Source organism: Pseudomonas alcaligenes (genome assembly GCF_041729615.1).
GTDB classification, from domain to species: domain Bacteria; phylum Pseudomonadota; class Gammaproteobacteria; order Pseudomonadales; family Pseudomonadaceae; genus Aquipseudomonas; species Aquipseudomonas alcaligenes_B.
Genome location: NZ_CP154874.1, coordinates 2815827 through 2837590, shown reverse-complemented (window position 1 = coordinate 2837590; position 21764 = coordinate 2815827). Strand labels below are relative to the sequence as shown.

The window sequence follows — 21764 nt, the reverse complement described above, 5'->3', positions numbered from 1 at the left end:
ATGTCAGTACCTCCACCGTTGCCCACCGATATCCGCGATGCCACTCGCACCGCCAAGCTGGGGCTCTGGATCATCGCCATCGGTCTCGGTGGCTTCCTGCTGTGGGCCGGCCTGGCCCCCCTGGCCCAGGGTGTGGCTGGCAACGGCACCGTCGTCGTGGCCGGTGAGCGCAAGACCGTGCAGGCCCTGGCCGGCGGCGCGGTCGACGACATCCTGGTGCGTGAGGGTGACCGGGTACAGGCCGGCCAGCTGCTGATCCAGCTCAACACTGTGCAGGCCCAGGCCCAGTTGGAAGTCGCCCTCGGCCAATGGTTCAGCGCCCGCAGTAGCGAAGCACGGCTGAGCGCCGAGCGCCACGGCCTGGAAGCGATTGCCTGGCCCGAGGACCTGCTGGCCCGGCAGAGCGACCCGCGCGCCAAACGCAACATGGAGCTGCAAGGAACCCTGTTCGAGACCCGCCGCGCCGAACTGGCCAGCCGCCAGAAGATTCTGGAGAACCAGGCTGCCTCGCTGCAGGAGCAACTGAGCGCCTACGAACAGATCAGACGTCATCTGGAAACCCAGCTGGAGTACCAGCGCAAGGAGCTGGACGGTCTGCGCCAGCTGGCTGCCGAAGGCTATGTGCCGCGCAACCGGCTGTTCGAGGCCGAGCGCAACTCGGCCCAGCTCAGTGCCCAGCTGACCTCGGGCATCGCCGATATCGGCAAGACCCGCCAGAGCATTGCCGAGAGCAAGTTACAGGCCTTGCAGCTGCAGCAGAGCTTCCGCATCGAGGCCGAGTCCCAGCTGGCCACGGTCGCCGCCGAAGCCTCCAGCCTGGCAGAACGCATCAAGGCCCTGGAGTTCGAGGTGACCAATGCCGCCATTCGCGCGCCGGTGGCCGGCCAGGTGATCGACCTGGCGGTGCACACCGAAGGCGGAGTGATCCCGGCCGCCCAGCCCTTGATGGATATAGTGCCGGAGGGCTCGGCCTGGATCATAAAGGCCAAGTTCGAGCCGCTGGTGGCTGACCGTCTGAAGATCGGCCTGCCGGTGAACCTGCGCTTCTCCTCGCTGAACAGCGCCACCTTGCCCGTGGTGGAGGGCAAGGTGCTGACTGTCTCCGGAGACCAGCTGCTGGACGAGCAGACCGGCATGCCCTACTTCGCCGTGGAAGTTGAGGCCGGCACCGAGGCCGTGGCGCGGCTGCGCGCCCATGGCCTGGAGGTGAAGCCCGGCATGCAGGCCGAGGTGATGGTGCAGACTGGCGAGCGTACCTTCCTCAAGTACCTGCTCAGCCCTCTGGAAAAGCGCATTCGCGGCGCACTCAAGGAGGAATAGGCATGCGCGCATTGCTCAGCCTGCTCGCTATCCTGCTGCTGCCACAGGCGCAGGCGCAGGCGCAGGCGCCCTTGTCGCTGCTGGATGCCTACGACAACGCGCTGTATCACGACCCGACCTTCCAGGCAGCCACCTTCGACTACCAGGCCAGCCAACAAGAGGAAGACATCGGCATCGCCCCCCTGCTCCCCCAGATCAATGCCAACGGCCGCTATGGCAGTACCCGCCAGATCAGCGGGCGGGATCTCGACAGCAGCACCGAGGACCCTCGCTCCACCAGCAGCAATCTCAGCCTGAGCGCCCGTCAGGTACTCTACGATCGTGCCAAGGCCGCCTACTATGCCCAGGCCAAGGCGCGTGGTCGCCTGGGTGAGTCGGTCTACGACGACGCCTTCCAGGAGTTGTTCCCGCGCGTGGTGGAGGCGTACTTCGAGGTGGCGCGGCAGGAGAATGAACTGCGTCTGATCGAGTTGCAGAAAGTCGCCATCGAGGGCCTGGTCAGACAGACCCGCCGCCTCTTCGAGGTAGGCGATGGCACCATCACCGACACCGAGGAAGCCCAGGCCCGACTGGACCTGGTCAAGGCCCGGGAAATCGAGGCACAGGCCCGCCTGCAGGCCGCCCTGCACACGCTGGCAGGGCGTACCGGTGTAGCGGGTGCCCGCATAGTGGCCATGCGCGAGGAGCTGCCAGCAGCCCTGCCGCTACAGGCCAGAGAGGACCTGGCTTTCTGGCAGCAGCAAGCCCGCCTGGCTGCGCCCCGCCTGGATGCCAGACGGGATTCGGTGGCCGTCGCGGAAGCCGAACTGCGTGCCCAGAAAGCCGGCCACTATCCACAGCTGGCACTGGTCGGCGAACTGAACCATTCCGACCGCGACAACCTGGCCGAGGACTTCCGCCGCCAGTCAACCTCCTACCTGGGGCTATCTCTGGATGTGCCGCTGTACGCCGGCGGCGGAGTCAGCGCCGCCTCGCGCAAGTCGCAGTTCGCCCTGTCCAGCGCCCAGGCCCAGCTCGACGACGAAGCGCGCCAGCTGTCCGAAGATATCGAGCGTAACTACCTGGGCGTAGTCAGCGGCTATGCCAAGTGCAAGGCCCTGCAGACCGCCGTGCACTCCAGCCAGCGTGCCCTGGAGTCGGCGGAAAAGGGCTATCAGGCCGGGGTGCGCTCCACCGTGGACATCCTCAACGCCCAGCAGACCCTGTTCATGGCCCGCCGTGATCTGCTCGACAGCAAGCTGCAGATGCTGCAAAGCCTGGTCACCCTGCACGCGCGCAGCGGGCTGATGCATCGCGGTGTGCTGCAGCAGGTAGAGGCGCTGTTCTAGTCTTGTGCCGGCTCAGACGCCCGGCACGTAGCTGCGCTCGCCACTCTTGACCAGCAGGTTGAGCTGACCGGTATGGCGGCTCAGCCAGTCTCCCCCCGCACTCGGCAGGCGACGCAACTGGCGCAGCAGGTAGTAGCTGCCCAGGCGCTCGGCACAGAAGGCCCAGACACGCGCCTGTGCGTCAGGACGCTGCGTCGGGTGCAGCTGCACGCAGCGCCGCACCACCGCCTCAATGGCAGAGATATGCGGCAGCCAGAAGTCCGCCGGCAGTACACCCAGCTCGATGCCGCCGGGGAAGAAGATCTTCTCGTCGAAGAAGGGTATGACCTCCTGGCGGTCGAGCACGCCGAGCTCGACCGCGGCGGCAGTGAAACGCAGCAAGTCCTCGACGTGGTGCACGTCCTTGTACTGATACAGGTAGCCGTGATTGACGCCGTTGAGGGTGAACTGGCCCGGCTTGCCGATCAGGTAGTCGGAAGCCTGCGGCAGCATCTGCTCGGCCAGCACCTGGCGGTCGACCTGCTCGAGCGACAGCACATCCATCACCTGGTAGTTGTCCGCCTGTACGCCGATGCGCTCGCGGGTCAGGAACTTGCGGTACTGGCAGATGCCCACGTGGGTCACGCCCGGGCGCTGCAGCAGCAGGTTCTTCAGCGCGAAGGCGCCGGCGATCGAGCCCAGCACCGGGTGATGAGGCTCCCACTCCGGGGCCAGGTCGCGCAGGTTGAGGCGCCCGACACCCTGGGCCTCGCCCATGTAGATGGGCGTGACAAAGTCGGGGTAATCCACCTCCAGCGGGACATGGGTCAGGCAGGCATAGAGGACGCTCGACGGATTGCCGCTCACGAACGAACTCCCCTGGCACCCAGCAGCGCCTCTTCGAAGCTGCGCACGAAGCGCGGCATGTCGAACAGCAACGAGGTCTCGCGGCCCTGCTGCAGACGCTGGCGCAAGTCGCGCAGCTGTTCGCGGTCGCGTGCCAACTCGACGGCACGGCGTTCATAGTCGGCCAGGTTGTCGGTGATCAGCTCCGGCAGATCCAGAGCCGTGAGCAGGGCGCCAGCCATGCGCGAGGCGAAGGTGCGGCCGGAGCGGGTCAGCACCGGCAGGCCCATCCACAGCGCATCGTTGGCGGTGGTGCCGCCATTGAACGGGTAGGCATCGAGGAACAGGTCGGCGGTGGTGTAGCGCGCCAGGTACAGCTCCGGCGCCACCCGCGGGGCGAACACCAGGCGTTCGGCCGCGACGCCATGGCGTTCGGCACAGGCAATCAGGTTGGCCTGCGACCACTGGTTATCGGCCAGCAGCCAGAACAGGCTGTCCGGCACGGCGGCGAGGATGCGCATCCAGCAGGAGAACATCTCCTCGTTGAACTTGTAGTTGTTGTTGAAACAGCAGAACACGAAACGGTCTTCCGGCAGGCCGCATTCGGCGCGGCTCGGCAGCGGCGCCACCGGGCGCTGGCGGTCGCTGCACTGGAACACCGGCAGGTACAGCGGTTTCTCGCTGTAGAAGGGCTTTTCGTCTTCCGGAATCAGGTAGCGGTCGGCGATCACATAGTCGACGCAGGGCAGTCCGGTCGGTCCGGGGAAGCCCAGGTAGGTGAGCTGCAGCGGCGCCGGGCGGTACGCCAGAATGTTCGGCCGAGCACCGGAGGTCAGGCCCTGCAGGTCGATGAGGATGTCGATTTCATGCTGGCGGATCAGCTGTGCGGCACTGGTGTCGTCCAGCCCGCCGATGGGGATGAAGTGATCCATCGCTGCCCTCACCCGCGCGCGCAGCGCCGAGCCGTCCTCGCGGCTCCAGCAGAAGCCGTAGACCTCGAAACGCTCGCGATCGAGCAGCTCGAACAGTTCCACGGTGAGCAGCGACACTGCGTGCAGGCAGAAATCCGAGGACAGGAAGGCAATGCGCGTACGCCCATGGGCGTAGCCGCCGGCTGGCGCCAGCTGCGGTACGCGCTGGTTGACCCGCTCGGCGACGAAATGCATCGCGGTGGCCAGTTGCAGGCCTGGATCGTCACTGGCCGAGAGCATGGCCAAGGGCGAAGTGGCCTTGAGCAGGTCACCACGCGAGAGGCCGGGTGGCGGCACGAATACCGGCCACTCGCACTGCTTCTGGCGCAGGTGCACCCAGTGCTGGATAACCTTGGGCTGCTCGGGGTCGGCCTGCAGGCTGGCGGCCAGCTTCTCCTCCGCCGGGTGCAGCTGGCGCACCTCCTCCATCAGTCGTCCCATGGCGTTGAGCACCATGATGTAGAGCTCATGATTGAGCCCGGGCGCCACCAGTGGATGGTCGAGCATCGACTGCCAGATGGTCAGGGCGTTGTCTGCCCTGCCCTGGCGCTCGATCACGGCCCCCAGGTTGAACCAGGCCTGGACGAAATCCGGCTTGCGCTGGATGGCCGCGCGGTAGGCCTGCTCGGCCGCCGGCAACTGCTCCAGCTGTGACAGGGTCACCCCCAGGTTGAACTGCACGATGTAATCGGCACTGGAGCTGCAATGGCCCAGCCAGGTCTGGTAAAGACGCACCACATCGGCGGGGCGTGCGGCCTGGCCGAGACGCTCGGCCACGGCGATCAGCTGCATGGGTTCGAGCGCGGCCTGCTCGGCGAACTGCAGAGCGGTAAGCAACGCGACATCCAGATTGGGACTTTCGAGCGGATTGGCGGACATGCAAACGCCTTATGCGGAAATGGTTGCACGAGCACTCCCCGGCGGCGCCTCGGGCGCCGCCGGGGGTAGTTCCAGCCGCTACATCAGGAGTAGAAGCTGGTGTGCACGTTGCTGGCGACCAGCAACTGGATTTCCCCGTCGTTGTACACGTCGTAGCGAGTGCCGTCGACCTCGACGCTGCCGGCGGACTGCCACTGCTCGGCCGAGCCGGCGATCTGCACGTTGTCGTTGGCATCGCCGCTGACCATCAGCTGCACCGGCTGCGAAGCGCCCAGACCAGCGGTGTCCACCAGGCCCACCTGGCCGAACTGGCCGATGCTTTCGGCATCCAGCCTCAGCGTGCTGGCGATACCGCCATCATGCCCCAGATCAATACGGCTGAGACTGTGCTCGCTGATCGACTCGGGGTTCAGCGCCGTCAGGTCGATGGTCTGACCGGCTTCGCCACTGCGGAACCAGGCATCGACCATGCTGTGCAGCTGGCCATCAGTCGTCTCGTAGCTGCCACTCAGGCCGATCCAGTTGCCGTTGTTCAGCTCGCTGGTCTGCTGGGCATCCAGATTGATGCTGGCGATACCCAGGCTGGACAGGCTGTAAAGCTCACCGGACTGGCTGACACCATCCTTGTTGCCGTCCATCCACACCCGCAGCGAGGCAAAGGCTTCGTCGTTGATGTCGATGCGGCCATCACCATTGCTGTCCAGCTCGGCCAGGGCGGCGAAGCCGTCCTGTGCCTTGTTGCCATCGGCCAGGGTGGTGGCGGTACCGAACAGTTCGCTGCCGTCGTTGATGCTGCCGTCGCCATTGCGGTCCAGCGCCAGCAGGCCATCGCCATCGCCGACCCAGCCGGTCTGGTCGAGATCGCCGTCGCCATCGATATCGAACAGGGTGTTGGCCGCCCAGTGCTGGGTCTGCACACCATTGCCATCGAGATCGAGGATCAGCGGCGAAGTGGTCAGTACCGACAGCTGTTCGGTGCTCATGGCCGCCAGCTGCGACGCGGTGAAGGCATCGGCCTGGGTCATGTCCAGCGCCCCCAGCTGATCGGTGGTCAAGGCGGCGATATCCGCCACGTCGATGGCCACCAGCTGCGCCGTGTTGAATGCCGCGAAGTCGCCCGCTTCGATGGCACCGATCTGCGCCGAGGTCAGCGCCACGACATCGACGGTTTCCAGTGCGGCAATCTGGTCGCTGGTCATGGCGGCGATCTGATCGGTGGTCAGCGCCTTGATCTGCGACGTGGTCAGCGCCTGGATCTGATCGGTCGTCAGGGCCGGAATCTGGTCGGTTGTCAGCGCAGCCAGGTCGCTGTTCTGCATGGCCTGAATCTGCGCAGTAGTGAGCGCCGCCAGATCCTCGGTTTCCAGCGCGGCCACCTGGGCGGTGGTCAGGCCGTAGATCTGCGCGGCCGTCAGGGCCTGGATCTGGGCCGTGGTCAGCACCTCGATCTGCGCCGTGGTCAGCGCCGCCAGATCGGAGATCTGCATTGCGGCCACCTGCGCAGTGGTGAGGGCGGCGACCTGGGCCAGCGTCAGGGACTCGACCTGGGCGGTGGTCAGAGAGACGACCTGCGAGGTGGTCAGCGCCTGCACCTGGCTCACGGTCAGCGCCGCGATCTGGTCAGAACTCAGGGCGGCCAGGTCGGAACCCTGGATGGCCTGAACCTGCGCAGTACTCAAGGACGCCAGATCACCCACTTCCATCGCCGCGAACTGGTCGCTGGTCAGCGCCACGATCTGCGCCGTGGTCAGCGCCTGCACCTGGGCCACGGTCAGCGCCACGACCTGATCGGTGGTCAGGGCCGCCACATCGGCACCCTGCATGGCCGCGATCTGCTCGGTGGTCAGGGCTTGCAGCTGATCGGTGGTCAACGCCTGCACCTGCGCAGTCGTCAGCTTGACCACCTGCTCGGTGGTCAGGGCCTCGACCTGCGCCAGGGTCAGCTCGACCAGCTGCGCGGTGCTGAGCAATGCCAGATCGGTCGCATCCAGGGCGCGGATCTGGTCGGTCCCCAGGGCCGCCAGGTCCTCGGTCTCCAGAGCCTCGACCTGGGCACTGGTCAGGGCCTTGATCTGGGCGGTGGTGAGCGCCTGGAACTGCTCGCTGGTCAGGTCCTGAATCTGCGCCGTGGTCAGCGCCGCGATATCACGGGTTTCCATGGCCTGCAGCTGATCGCTGGTCAGCGCCTGGATCTGGTCGCTGGTCAGCGCCGCCGTCTGAGCGGTGGTCAGGCCGACGATTGCCGAGGCGGTCAGTGCCGCGAAGTCGGCCACCTCCATCTGCACCAACTGGGCCGTGCTCAGTGCCGCCAGCTGGGCCGACGTCAGTGCGCTGGCCTGCTCGGTGGTCAGGGCGACGATCTGCGCCGTGGTCAGAGCAGCGATATCGGCCGTCTCGATCACGCTGATCTGCTCCGAGGTCAGCTCGGCAAAATCTGCCACCTCCAGTGCCGCGAACTGGGCCGTGGTCAGCGCCTGCACCTGAGCGGTGGTCAGCGCCGCGACCTGGTCGCTGCCCAGTGCAACCACCTGGGCAGTGGTCAGCGCCGCTACATCGTCGGTACCCAGCGAGACCAGCTGCTCGGTAGTCAGTGCCGCCACCTGGGCGGTGGTCAGCGCCGCCGCCTGCTCGGCGCTCAGGCCTTGCAGCGTCGTCGTGGTGATGGCCACCAGGTCCTCGGTTTCCAGGCGCACCAGCTGGGCCGTGGTCAGGGCAGCCAGCTGTGCGGAGGTCAGGGCGGCGACCTGCTCGGTGGTCAACGCCACGAGCTGGTCAGACGTCAGTACCGCCACATCACGCGTCTGCAGCGCAACGATCTGCGCGGTGCTCAACAGCGCGATATCCGCGGCATCCAGGGCCGGGATCTGCTCCGTAGTGAGGGCAACGATCTGCGCGGTGGTCAGCGCCTGCACCTGGTCACTGGTCAGCGCCGCGATCTGAGCAGTGCTCAGTACGGCCAGATCCCGTGTTTCCAGCGCCTGGATCTGTACGGTCGTCAGGGCCGCCAGATCTTGCGTCTGCAGAGCCTGGAACTGCGCAGTGGTCAGGGCCTGAATCTGCGCAGTGGTCAGCGCAGCCACCTGCTCGGTCGTCAGAGCCACCATTTGCGCAGTCGTCAGGCCACTGATGTCGGCGGTCTCGATCGCACGGATCTGCACGGTGTTGAGCAGGGCCAGGTCGGCGGTTTCCAGCTGCGACAGCTGGGTCTTGCTCAGCGCCTGGATCTGCTCGGCCGTCAACACCTGCACCTGGTCACTGGTCAGAGCAACCAGTTGCGCACTGGTCAGCGCGGCGATGTCGGCAGCCTCCATGCCAGCTACCTGGGCCGTGGTGAGGGCCTGGATATCGGCCGTTTCCAGAGCGGCTACCTGGGCCGGGGTCAGCGCCTGAATCTGATCGACGCTGAGATCCTGGATCTGCTCGGTGGTCAGGGCCACGATCTGCGCCGTGGTCAGCGCCGCAACCTGATTGAGTTGCAGCCCCGCCAGCTGGGCACTGTTCAGCAAGGCCAGGTCGGCAGTTTCCAGAGCGCGGATCTGCGCAGTGGTGAGGAAGCCGATCTGATCCTGGGTGATGGCCTGTACCTGAGCCGAAGTGAGCAGCGGGATGATGCTGGTCGACAGCGCGGCCAGATCCTGCGGCTCCAGCGCGGCAATCTGCGCTGTGGTCAGGTTGACCACCTGGGCAGACGTCAGCGCCCCGACCTGGGCGGTGGACAGCAGCTGAATCTGGTCGGCCGTGAGGGCCGCGATGTCGGCGGTTTCCATCAGCACGATCTGCTCGGTGGTCAACGCCGCCAACTGTTCGAATACCAGGGCCTGGACCTGTGTCGTCGTCAGCGCCACCAGTTGCGCCGCACTCAGCGCCTGGATGCTGGCCGTGGTCAGCGCCGCTACCTGGGCAGCGGAGAGGCTGGCGAACTGCGCGGTGCTCAGCGCACTGGTCTGCAGCGTGGTCAGTGCCGCCACCTGTTCTTCGGTCAGGGCCGCGATGTCGGCGGTGCCCAGGGCCTCGAGCTGTGCAGTGGTGAGCTTGCTGATCTGCGCCGTGGAGAACTCGGCGTATTGCGCCGGGGTCAGGGCGACGATCTGCGCCGTGGTCAGCGCCTGCACCTGATCGGTGGTCAGGGCGCTGATCTGGTCCAGGGTCAGCGCCGCGACATCCTCGGTGCTCAGCACCTTGATCTGCGCCGTGCTCAGCGCCGCAACCTGATCGTTGGTCAGCGCCGCGACCTGCGTGCTGGTCAGCGCGGTGATCTGCTCGTTGGTCAGCGCACGCAGATCCTCGGTCTCGATGGCAGTGACCTGATCCGCCGTCAGCACAGCCAGGTCGGCGGTTTCCAGCGAGCGAATCTGCGCGGTGCTCAGCGCCGCAATCTGTTCGCCCGTCAGCGCCACGACCTGTGCCGTGGTCAGCCCCTGGATCTGTGCACCAGTGAGGGCAGCCACCTGGTCGGTACTCAGGCCGGCGATACGACCGGCACTGAGTGCGGCCAGATCGGCCACTTCCAAGGCCCGAACCTGTGCCGTGCTGAGCGCATCGATCTGGCTGTCGGTCAGCGCCGCGGCTTGCGCCGTGGTCAGCGCCACCAGCTGGGCATTGCTCAGCGCGGCCAGATCCTGGCTTTCCAGAGCGGCCACCTGGGCCGTGGTCAGCGCCTGGATCTGCAGCGTGGTCAGGGCCTGCACCTGCTCGGTGGTCAGGGCCTGCACCTGCAGCGTGGTCAGAGCAGCCAGATCTTCGGTTTCCAGAATACGGATCTGGCGGGTGGTGAAGGCCGCCACCTGCTCGGCGGTCAGCGCCGGCACGGTGTCCGTGGTTAGCGACTCGATGAACTCGATCTCTGCCGCCGTCAGGGCGTCAGGATCCAGCGCGGCGAGTTGATCGGCGTCGAGAGCTGCCAACTGGGCACTGGTCAGCGCAGCAGCCTGTTCTGTGGTGAGTTCGGCCAACTGCTCAGGCGTCATCGCCGCGAGATCAGCCACTTCCATGGCGGCCAGCTGGCTGCTGGTCAGTGCAGCGACCTGGGCCAGGGTCAGGTTGGCGACCTGCGCCGTGGTCAGGCCGACGATCGCGGCGGTGGACAGTGCGGCAAAGTCGACCGCCTGCAGCGCAGCTATCTGATCCGGGCTGAGGGCTGCAATCTGCGCACCGGTCAGGGCAGCTGCCTGGGCCGAGGTCAGGGCAACCAGCTGGATATCGGAGAACGCCGCGATATCGGCTGTCTGCAATGCCGCCACCTGTGCGGTGGTCAGCGCGGCGACCTGGGCCACGGACAGCAGCTCGACCTGAGCCGACGTCAATGCAACCACCTGAGCGGTGGACAGGGCCGCAATCTGAGCCGTGCTCAGCGCAGTGACCTGATCTTCGCTGAGCACCGCGATATCCGCGGTTTCCAGCGCGCGGATCTGCGCCGTGGTCAGCGCCGCCAGGTCGGCCACTTCCAGGGCAGCGACCTGAGCGGTACTCAGGGCCACGATCTGCGCCGTGGTCAGCGCCGCCGCCTGGGCAGGCGTCAGGGCGATCACCTGGTCGGTACTGAGTGCGGCGATGTCGGCCGTTTCCAGCGCGCGCAGCTGGGCGGTGCTCAGGGCCGCGACTTGCTCGCCACTCAGCGCCCGCACCTGATCGCTGCTCAGGGCCACGATCTGCGCGGTACTCAGCGCCTGCAGGTCGGTGCTCTGCAGCGCCGCCACCTGGGCGGTACCCAGCGCAGCCACCTGGGCGGTGCTCAGGGCCGCGACCTGGGCGCTGGTCAGGCTGGCGATCTGCTGCTGGCTCAACGCCTGCAGATCGGCATTTTCCAGGGCACGAATCTGTGCCGTGGTCAGGGCCGCCAGATCGGCAGTCTGCAGCGCCGCCACCTGGGCAGTGCCCAGAGCAACGACCTGGGCAGTCCCCAGAGCGGCCACCTGATCGCTGGTCAGCGCGACGACCTGGGCCGTGCTCAGGGCCTGGATGCTCGCGGTGGACAATGCGGCAACGCTTGCCGGACTCAGCGCCGCGATCTGCTCGGCAGTCAGTGCACGCACCTGAGCCGTGCTCAGGGCCTGCAGCTGGGCATTGCTCAGCGCGCCCAGATCACCACTTTCGATCGCGGCCACCTGGGCCGTGGTCAGGGCCTGGATCTGCGTCGTGGTCAGCTTGGCCACCTGGGCCGAGGTCAGCGCCGCGATCTGTTCGACGGTCAGCGCCGCCAGATCGGCAGTCTGCAGGGCGACGATCTGCGCCGTGGTCAGCGCCGCGATGTCGACGGTCTCCAGGGCGGACATCTGCGCCGTGGTCAGGGCCACAATCTGCGTGGTGGTCAGCGCCTGCACCTGCGCAGTAGTCAGCGCGGCCAGTTGGTCGCTGGTGAGCACGGCCAGATCGGTGGTTTCCAGGGCACGTATCTGGACGGTACTCAATGCGGCTACCTGGGCCTGGCTCAGCGTCTGCACCTGCGCCGTGGTCAGCGCGGCAATCTGTGCCGTGCTGAGTGCCTGCAGGTCAGCCACTTCCAGGGCCTCGATCTGCGCCGTGGTCAGGCTGGCCAGCTGCGCCGTGGTCAGCGCAGCCACTTGCGCCGGGGTCAGCGCGACGATCTGATCGGCACTCAGCGCCACCAGATCAGTGGTCTGCATTGCCGCGATCTGCGCCGTGGTCAGGGCCGCCACCTGGGCTTCGCTGAGGGCCGCGATCTGGCCGACGGTCAGGCTTGGGATCACCAGGGTACCAATGGCTGCCAGATCAGCCGTTTGCAGGGCTGCAATCTGGTCGGCGGTCAGTGCAGCCAGCTGCGCCCCGGTCAGGGCCGCCGCCTGATCAGTGGTCAGCGCGATGATCTGCGCCGGCGTCAGCACCGCCACATCAGCGGTCTGCAGTGCCTGAATCTGCGCGGTGGTCAACGCGGCCACCTGAGCGGTGGTCAGCGATTCGACCTGGGCGGTGGTCAGGGCGATCAACTGGGCACTGGTGAGAGCCTGCACCTGGGTGGTGGTCAGCTTGTTCACCTGGTTGGCACCCAGGGCAGCCAGATCGGCCGTTTCAATCGCCTTGATCTGCGCCACGGACAGCGCTTGCAGCTGGGCACTGGTGAGGGCGCCCAGTTGCGCCGAGCTCATGGCCTGGATCTGTGCGGTACCCAGGGCAGCCAGATCGGCATTTTCCAGAGCCGCAACCTGTGCGGGGGCCAGCGCAGCAACCTGCGCCGTGGTCAGGGCCGCCGCTTGAGCGGTGGTCAGGGCCTGGATCTGTGCCGTGCTCAGTGCAGCCAGATCGGCGGCATCAATGGCCCGGATCTGCGCCGTGGTCAGTACGGCCAGGTCGGCGACCTCCAGAGCAGCCACCTGGTCGCTGGTCAACGCGGCGATCTGCACAGTCGTCAGGGCAACGGCCTGCGCCGTGGTCAGCGCGGCAACCTGGGCACCCTGCAGGGCCGCCACATCGGCGGTCTCCAGCTTGGAAATCTGGCTGGCACTGAGTGCCACCAGGTCGACAGTCTCGATGGCCGCAACCTGCTCGGTGGTCAGTGCCACCAGCTGGCTGCTGGTCAGGGCAGCGAACTGGGCAGTGGTCAGCGCCTCGATCTGATCGGTGCGCAGTGCAGCCAGGTCAACCGTCTGCATGGCCACCAGCTGCGCCGTGGTCAGCGCCTGCAGATCGGCGGCCTCCAGGGCCTGGATCTGCGCCGTGGTCAGCGCCACGATCTGGGCAGTGCTCAGGGCCTGAACCTGCTGCGTGGTCAGCGCGGCAATCTGCTCGGCAGTCAGCACGGCCACATCGCTCGTCTCCAGCGCGCGCACCTGTGCCGTGGTCAGCGCCGCGATCTGCGCCGCACCCAGAGCCTGAATCTGCGCCGTGGTCAGCGCCACGATCTGCGCCGTGGTCAGGGCCGCGACGTCGACGGTCTGCAGAGCGGCAATCTGCCCAGCCGTCAGCTTGTTGATCTGCGCCGTGGTCAGGGCCTGCACCTGGGCCGTGGTCAGCGCGGCAATCTGCTCATCGGTCAGTGCCGCCAGATCTGCACTTTCCAGAGCACGGATCTGCTGGGTGCTAAGGGCTACCAGATCCACCGTTTCCAACGCAGCCACCTGGGCGGTGGTCAGCGCTTCGACCTGGGTAGTCGTCAGCGCGGCCACCTGCGCGGTGGTCAGATTGGCGATCTGCTCGGCCGTGAGGGCGGCCAGATCGGCGGTTTCCAGGGCACGGATCTGCAGCGTGGTCAGCGCCGGCACCTGGTCGAGAGTCAGCGCCTGCATTTGTGCAGTGGTAAGAGCCTGAATCTGCGCCGTGGTGAGGTTGGCCAGGTCGGCAGTCTGCCAGGCAGCGATCTGGGCGGTCGGCAGGCTGGCAATCTGCGCAGTGGTCAGAGCAGTCGGCTGCGAGCCGCTGAGGGCGAACACCTGCTCCTGGCTGAGGGCGGCCAGATCGGCAGTCTCCAGCGCCGCGATCTGGGCACTGGTCAGCTGGGTGATCTGGGCGGTGGTCAGCGCCTGAATCTGCGCCGTGGTCAGCGCCACGATCTGCGCCGTGGTCAAGGCACGCAGGTCACTGCTCTCGAGGGCGGCGATCTGGGTCTGGGTCAGCGCGGCAACCTGGGCGCTGCTCAGCGCCACCATCTGGGCGGTGGTCAGGGCCTGTACCTGCGCGGTCGTCAGCGCGGCCAGGTCGACGGTTTCCAGGGCACGAACCTGGGCGGTAGACAGCGCCTGTACCTGGCCATTGGTCAGCGCAGCGACCTGGGCACTGGTCAACGCGACGATCTGGGCGGTGCTCAGCGCGGCGAGCTGGGCATTGTTCAGCGCGGCAATCTGCGCCGTGGTCAGCGCGGCCAGATCATCGGTCTGCAGAGCCTGCAGCTGGGCTGTACTGAGGCCGGCCAGATCGGCCACCTCGATGGCAGCCGCCTGGGCAGTGGTCAGGGCCACCACCTGGGCATTGCTCAGGGCAGCGATCTGATCCTGGGTCAGCGCGGCGATCTGATCGGTACCCAGGGCAGCCAGATCGTCGGTGGCCAGGGCACGCACCTGGGTCGTGCTCAGGGCGGCCACCTGCTCGGAGGTCAGGGCACGGACCTGGGCAGTGGTCAGCGCGACCACCTGAGCCGTGGACAGGGCCTCCAGCTGGGCGGTGGAAAGTGCAGCGATGCGATCGGTCGGCAGCACCGCCAGATCGGCGGTTTCCAGTGCGCGGATCTGGGCGGTGCCCAGTGCGACGATCTGATCAATGGTCAGAACAGCAGCCTGCGCAGTCGTCAGCGCCACCAGCTGGGCAGCGCTGAGACCGGCGATGTCGCCCGCCTCCAGAGCCACGACCTGGGCCGTGGTCAGAGCGGCGATCTGGGCGGTCTTCAGTGCCGCCACCTGTTCGGTGGACAGCGCCTGCAGCTGATCGGTGGTCAAGGCGACCAGATCTTCGGTCTCCAGCGCGGCAACCTGAGCGCCGCTGAGCGCTTCAAGCTGCTCGACGGTCAGCGCACGGACCTGCGCAGTGGTCAGGGCGACCACCTGCGCGGTGGTCAGGGCGGCTACCTGGGCGGTATCCAGAGCGGCGACCTGGGTGGTGGTCAGGGCTGCCACATCCTCGGTTTCCAGAGCTCGCACCTGGGACGTGCTCAGGGCCTCCAGCTGGCCGAGGGTCAGGGCTGCCACCTGGGCGGTGGTCAGGGCAGCGATGCGGGTGTTGCTCAATGCGGCGACATCCACGGCATCCAGTGCCGCGATCTGCGCAGTGCTCAGCACCGCCACCTGATCGACGCTCAGAGCTGCCACCTGGGTGGAAGACAAGGTCGCGACCTGCTCGGTGCTCAGGCCGGCCAGGCTGGCAGTGGCCAGCGCCCCCATCTGCGAGGCGGTCAGCGCGGCAACCTGATCCAGAGTCAGGGCCGCCAGCTGCGCCGAGGACAGCGCGCCGACAGCCGCCGTGGTCAGTCGGGACAGATCGGCGGTTTCCATGGCCGCCAGTTGCTCGGTGCTCAGCGCCGCGACCTGAGCGGAGGTCAGGCCCCTGACCTGGGTCTGGGTCAGGGCGACGATCTGCTCGGTGCTGAAGGCAGCCAGGTCGGAAGCATCCAGTGCCGCCAGCTGGTCGGAAGTCAGCGCGGTGATCTGGGCCGTGCTCAGCGCGGCCATTTGCGCGGAGTTGAAGCCGGCAATGGTGGACGGTGCCAGGACAGCCAGGTCGGCCGGCTCGAAGGCGGCGATCTGCTCGGTGCTGAGCACGGCGATCTGGGCACTGGTCAGCGCCGGTACCTGGCTCTCGGTCAGAGCGGCGATCTGCGCGGTGGTCAGGGCCTGGGTCTGGGCGGTGGTGAGGCCCGCAATGGCAGCGCTGGTCAGGGCCGCCAGGTCCTGGGCCTCGAGAGCGCGAATCTGATCGGTGGTCAGGGCGGCCAGTTGCGCCGAACGCAGGGCGACCACCTGCTCCTCGGTCAGCGCAGCGATCTGCGCGGTACCCAGAGCACGAATATCAGCGGTTTCCAATGCAGCCAACTGATCGGAACCGAGGTTGGCCACCTGCTCGACGGTCAAGGCAGCAACCTGGGCGGTGCTCAGGGCGACTATCTGGGCCGTGCCAAGCAGGGCCAGATCTTCGGCATCCAGGGCGATGACCTGATCGGTGCTCAGGCTGGCCACCTGGGCCGTGGTCAGCGCGCCGACCTGCGAGCCCGTCAGGGCCTGCACCTGGTCGGTGGTCAGGGCCTGAACCTGTACCGTGGTGAGGTTGCGGATGACCGTGGTGGACAGCTGTTGCAGGTCGGAAGTCTCGATAGCAGCAATCTGCACACTGCTGAGGGCGGCGAGCTGGCTGGAGCTCAGCGCGGCCATCTGCTCATTGGTGAGCGCCACGATCTGTGCGGTGCTGAGGGCGGCAACATCCTGGCTATCCAGGGCAGCAACCTGGGCCGTGGTCAATGCCGACACCTGGTCGCTGGTCAGCGCGGCCACCTGGTCCGATCCCAGTGCCTTGATGCTGGCGGTGGACAGTACGAGCAGGTCGTCAACCTCCAGTGCGGCCACCTGGTCGGAGGTCAGCGCAGCTATCTGGGCAGTGGTCAGGGCGACGACTTGCGCAGTGGTCAGCACCTGTACCTGCTCCACGCTCAGGGCGCGCAGGTCGACTGTTTCCAGTGCGCGTACCTGAAGCGTGGTCAGGGCCTCGATCTGTTCGGTGGCCAGTGCGGCTACCTGGTCCGAGCCGAGCGCTACTATCTGGGCGGTCGTCAGGGCGCGCAGCTGAACACTGCTCAGGGCCTGCAACTGCTCCTGGCTCAGGGCAGCGACATCAACGGTATCCAAAGCCGCAATCTGGGCGGTATCCAGGACGGCGACCTGCGCGCTACTGAGTGCCGCGATCTGAGCACTGCTGAGGGCCTTGATGGCAGCACTGGTCAGTTGCCGGAGGTCGGCGGTCTCGATGGCCGCGATCTGCTCCTCGCTCAGCAGAGCGATCTGCTGGGTGCTGAGAGCCTTGATCTGGGCGGTGGTCAGGGCGGCGATCTGTTCCGATGTCAGCCCCTGAATCTGGTTGCTGAGCAGGGCGGCGATGCTGCCGGTGGTCAGAGCTGCCAGGTCGGCAGTTTCGAGGGCAGCCAGTTGGCTGACGGTCAGCCCACGAATCTGGGTGCTGCTCAGCGCGGCAGCCTGGGCCGTGGTCAGGGCGGCCAGTTGCTCCTCGCCCAATGCACGCAGCTGGGCCGTGGTCAGCACCCTGAATGCGGCAAGGCCGAGGCCGGCAATATCCTCGGGCTCGAATGCGGCCACCTGGGTGGAAGTCAGGCTGACGACCTGGGCCGTGGTCAGGGCGGCGATCTGGGCACTGCTCAAGGCAGCGACCTGATCCTCGCTGAGTGCACGCAGATCGGCAGTCTCCAGCGCTGCAACCTGGGCGGTGGTCAGGGCAGCCAGTTGCTCGGTGGTGAGCTCGGCCATCTGGGTCGACGTCAGGGCCTTGATCTGGGCTGTCGAGAGCCGCACCAGATCCTGGGTCTGCAGAGCCGCGATCTGCTCGGGCGTCATGGCGGCGATCTGCAGCGAAGTCAGGGCGCCTACCTGCGCAGTGGTCAGCGCGACGATCTGCGCGCTATCCAGAACGACCAGATCGCCGGTCTGCAGAGCCGCGATCTGGGCAGTACTCAGCGCGGCAATCTGCGCCGTGCTCAACGCAGCCACCTGCGCGTTGGTCAGGCTGACGATGGCCGCCGTACTGAGCGCCAGGAGGTCCTGGGTTTCCAGGGCAGCAATTTGCCCGGTAAGCAGCTTGGACACCTGATCGGTGGAAAGAGCCGCGACCTGGCTGGAGCTGAGCGAGGCGATCTGCACCGAATTCAGTTGCCGCAAGTCTGCAGTCTCGATGGCTCGAACCTGCGCAGTGCTCAGGGCCGCCAGCTGCGCCATACTAAGGGCCATGAAGTGCGCACTGGTCAGCGCCGCAATATCGGCCGTCTGCAGGGCACGAATCTGCGCCGAGTCGAGCACTGCGATCTGCGCCGTGCTCATGGCCTTGAAGTCCTCACTGCCGAGCGCAACGATCTGCGCCGTGCTGAGCACATCGACCTGGTCGCTGGTCAGGGCCGCGACCTGCTTGCTGGTCAGGGCGATGATCTGGGCCGAGCTCAAGGCAGCCACTTGGGCGGTTGATAGCGCCGCCACCTGAGCCGTGGTCAAAGCCACCACGTCGGCAGTGTCCAAGGCGGCGACCTGGGCAGAGCCCAGTGCGGCAAATTGCTCGGCGGTCAATGCCTGCATCTGCGCGGTGGTCAGTGCCTTGATCTGTGCGGCAGTCAACGCCTGCATCTGGTCGGTGGTAAGCGCGGCGATCTGGCTTGGGCTGAGGGCCGTGATCTGAGTGACGGACAGCTTGCTGATAGCCGCAGTACTGAGTGCAGCCAGATCAGCGGTTTCCAGAGCCCGCACCTGGGTGGTGGTCAATGCCAACGCTTGCGCGGTACTCAGGGCGGCGGCCTGGGTAGTGGTCAGGGCCACCACCTGGGCAGAACTGAGCGCCACCAGGTCGGCGGTTTCCAGGGCAGCGATCTGGGCGGTGGTAAGTGCCCGCACCTGGAGGTTGGTCAGCTTGGACACCTGCGCCGTGCTGAGCCCCTTGATGACGCTGGCCGACAATGCCTGCAGGTCGGCGGTCTCGAAGGCGCGGATCTGCACCGTGGACATGGCTGCGACCTGGGTCGAGGTCAGCGCGGCGGCATGGGCGGTCGTCCAGGCGGCAATCTGTGCAGTGGTCAGCGCCCTGATATCTGCAGTGGTCAGGGCCCCGATTTCCCGGGCGACCAGCTGCTCGGCACTGAGCGGCGAGTTGAGGGCATCTATCTGTGCGGTGGTCATCGCCACCAGCTGCGGAATGGTCAGAGCCGCGACCTGGGGCGCGGTGAGCGCCGCCATCTGGTCGGTAGTCATGGCCTTGATGTCCGCCGTCTCGATGGCCTTGATCTGCATGCTGGTCAGGTCATCGACCTGGCTCGCCTGCAGGCTGGCGATCTGCAGCGTACTCATGCCGGCGATTGCGGCGGTGGACAGCGCCGCCAGATCCTGCTCCTCGAGGGCAGCGATCTGTGCAGTCTTCAGGCCGACGATCTGCGCCGAGGTCAGAGCAGCCGCCTGGGCCGTGGTCAGGGCTACCACCTGGTCGGTGGTCAGGCCGCCAATCTGGGCACTGCCGAGCCCGCGCATGGCCTGAGTAGTCAGAGCCGCCAGATCGGCCTCTTCCAGAGCCGCCAGCTTGGCGGCAGGCAGCGCGGCGACCTGCGCCGAAGTGAGGGCCGCAGCCTGGGAGGGGCTCAGGGCGACCAGCTGGGCGGTGCCCAGCGCAGCCAGGTCAGCCGGGTCCAGAGCAGCGACCTGAGCCGTGGTCAGGGCCACTATCTGATCGGTGGTCAAGGCGGCGACCTGCGCCGTGCTCAGGGCCTTGACGAAGGCGGTGGACAGCGACGGGATGTCGGCGACCTCGATAGCTCGAACCTGGGCAGTGCTCAACGCGGCCGCCTGGACGGCAGTCAGTGCACCGATCTGTGCAGCACTGAGCAGTTCGATGTCGGCGGTACTCAGCCCCTTGATATCTGCAGCATCGATCTTGGATATCTGCGCGGTGGTCAGCGCCTGCAACTGGGCATCGGTGAGCGCCGACACCTGGGCACTGGTCAGTCCGACCATGGCGGCAGTGGACAGTTTGGCGATATCGGCCACTTCCAGCGCAGCAATCTGCGCAGTGGTCATGGCAGCAACCTGAGTACCGGTGAGCGCTGCAGCCTGGGCGGTGGTCAGGGACTCCAGCTGATCAACGGTCAGGGCGCGGATTTGCGCAGTGGTCAGACCGGCGATGGTAGCCGGCGACAGGACAGCCAGGTCCTGGGTCTCGATGGCCTGGATCTGCACCGTAGTCAGTGCCGCGATCTGGCCGGCAGTCAGGGCGCTGATCTGCAGGGTGGTCAGCGCGGCGATGCTGTCGGAGGTCAGCGCGGCCACATCGACCGCGTCCATGGCGCGGATCTGTGCGGAAGTGAGGGCGGCGACCTGGTCGCTGGTCAGTGCCCGCACCTGCGCCGTGGTCAGGCCCTTGATGGCGGCGGTATTGATGACGGCGATATCCGCCACTTCGATGGCCTGGATGGCGGTGGTGCTCAGGGCGGTCACCTGGGCAGAGGTCAGGGCCGCGGCCTGGGCGGTGGTCAGGGCCTCGATCTGCTCCGTGCTCAGCTTGGACACTTGCGCCGTGGTCATGGATGCCAGGGTGGCAGTAGCGATGCCGGTAATGTCCAGGCCGATGGCCGCGACCTGCGCCGTGGTCAAGGCCAGCACCTGGGTGCTGGTCAGGCCGGCGATCTGTACCGAGTCCAGGGCCTCGACCTGCGCAGTGGTCAGCGCCTTGACGTCGGCCGTATCGAGCCGGGCAAGCTGGGCCGCACTCAGGGCCTGCACCTGATCGGTGGTCAGGGCCGCGACCTGCGCGGTGGTCAGGCCAGCGATGCTGGCAGTGGAAATCGCCGCGACGTCCGCGGTCTCCAGGGCGCGTACCTGGGCCGTGGACATGGCAGCCAGTTGCGTCGACTTCAGCGAGCGCACCTGCAGGGTGGTCAGGGCCTCGACCTGCTCGGTGGTGAGACTGGCCACCTGGGCAGTCGTCAGGGCGCCAATGGCTGCGGAGCTGAGCGCAGCGAGATCCCCTGCTTCGATGGCGCGCAGTTGCGCAGTCGTCAGCGCCACGACCTGTGCCGAGGTCATGGCACCGATTTGCGCACTATCCATGGCATCCAGCTGAGCGGTCGTCAGTGCGCGCACGTCAGCCGTATCCAGCCTGGCAACCTGCGCACTGGTCAGCGCCTGAACCTGGTCGGTGGTCAGCGCTGCGACCTGAGCAGTGGTCAGACCGGCGATGACGGCAGTAGAAATGGCAGCCAGATCGGCCTCTTCGAGCGCCTGGATCTGCACGGTAGTCAACGCGGCCAGCTGGGCGGAGTTGAGCTTGCTGACCTGCAGGGTGGTCAGTGCCTCCAGCTGCGCGGTGGTCAGGCCGGCGATCTGATTGGTCTTGAGGGCGGCCACGACTGCCGTGGTCAGGAATGCGACATCACTGGCCTCGAGTGCCGCCAGCTTGGCAGGCGTCAGGGCACCGACCTGAATGGAGTTCAACGCCGCGACCTGGTCCGACTCGAGAGCGACGATCTGCGCCGTCGTCAGCGAGCCTATGTCGGTGTCCAGAGCAGCAATCTGCAATGCGCTCAGGGCCTGAATCTGGTCAGTGGTGAGAGCCGCGACCTGGCTTGCAGTCAGAGCCTTGATCGAGGCTGCGCTCATCACAGCCAGATCACCTACCTCCAGAGCCGCCACCTGGGCATTGGTCAGGGCGGGCACCTGGACAGTGGTCAGGCTGGCCACCTGAGCGGTGGTGAGGGCCGCTATCTGAGCGGTGCCCAGAGCTGCCAGATCGGCATTCTCCATCTTCTGCAACTGGGCGGTGGTCAGAGCGGCGACTTGGGTGGCAGTCAGCGCGGCCGCCTGTGCAGTGGTCAAGGCGACTATCTGGGCGGTGGTCAGCGCAGCGGTCTGGGTCGCGTCCAGCGCGGGGATCTGATCACTGGTGAGAACAGCGAAGTCCTGCGTCTGCATGGCTCGCAGCTGGGCGGTACTGAGCGCCTCGATGCTTTCGGTGGACAGCGCCTGGATCTGTGCAGTGGTGAAGGCGACCATCTGCGCCGTGCTCATGCCCGCAATGTCTTCAGTGGTCAAAGCGGCGATTTGCGCGGTGGTCAGCGCGGCGACTTGAGCGGTGGTCAGGCCAGTAAAGATGCTGCTCATTGTTTTTTGTACCTGCACAGAGTGACCCGCCCCAGCCCTGCCACCCAGGCAAGCCGTCGCGGAGAGGAGATCCCGTTTGCGTAGTGACGGCAAAAAACTTGCGACCTTTAGGTCCCAAGAAAAATATTCCGATACCTAGCCGCCCGAGCCCG

5 protein-coding genes are annotated in these 21764 nt (G+C 66.6%); 2 read left to right on the top strand and 3 right to left on the bottom strand.

What is annotated here, in order from left to right; genetic code table 11:
* On the top strand, window positions 1-1320 hold the full coding sequence (locus AAG092_RS13725) for an HlyD family type I secretion periplasmic adaptor subunit (protein WP_373387110.1): 1320 nt from the start codon (window positions 1-3) through the stop codon (window positions 1318-1320).
* Window positions 1321-1322: 2 nt separating this feature from the next.
* Entirely contained in the window at window positions 1323-2648 is a 1326-nt protein-coding gene (locus AAG092_RS13720; protein WP_373387109.1) for a TolC family outer membrane protein, read from the top strand.
* 12 nt (window positions 2649-2660) lie between these two features.
* Here the strand turns inward: AAG092_RS13720 and AAG092_RS13715 are convergent, their stop codons facing one another.
* The 3 genes from AAG092_RS13715 to AAG092_RS13705 all read right to left on the bottom strand — a co-directional run bounded on the left by AAG092_RS13715 (window position 2661) and on the right by AAG092_RS13705 (window position 21612).
* Complete coding sequence (locus AAG092_RS13715; protein ID WP_373387108.1) at window positions 2661-3494, bottom strand: hypothetical protein; 834 nt, start codon at window positions 3492-3494, stop codon at window positions 2661-2663.
* A complete protein-coding gene (locus AAG092_RS13710; RefSeq protein WP_373387107.1) occupies window positions 3491-5323 on the bottom strand; it encodes an acetylglucosamine transferase in 1833 nt (610 codons plus the stop codon). The genes AAG092_RS13715 and AAG092_RS13710 overlap by 4 nt, the downstream gene beginning before the upstream one ends.
* Before the next feature lie 83 nt (window positions 5324-5406).
* Window positions 5407-21612 carry a hypothetical protein gene (locus AAG092_RS13705; RefSeq protein ID WP_373387106.1) on the bottom strand — a complete coding sequence of 5402 codons (16206 nt, stop codon included), beginning with the start codon at window positions 21610-21612 and terminating at the stop codon, window positions 5407-5409.
* Window positions 21613-21764 lie beyond the last annotated feature (152 nt).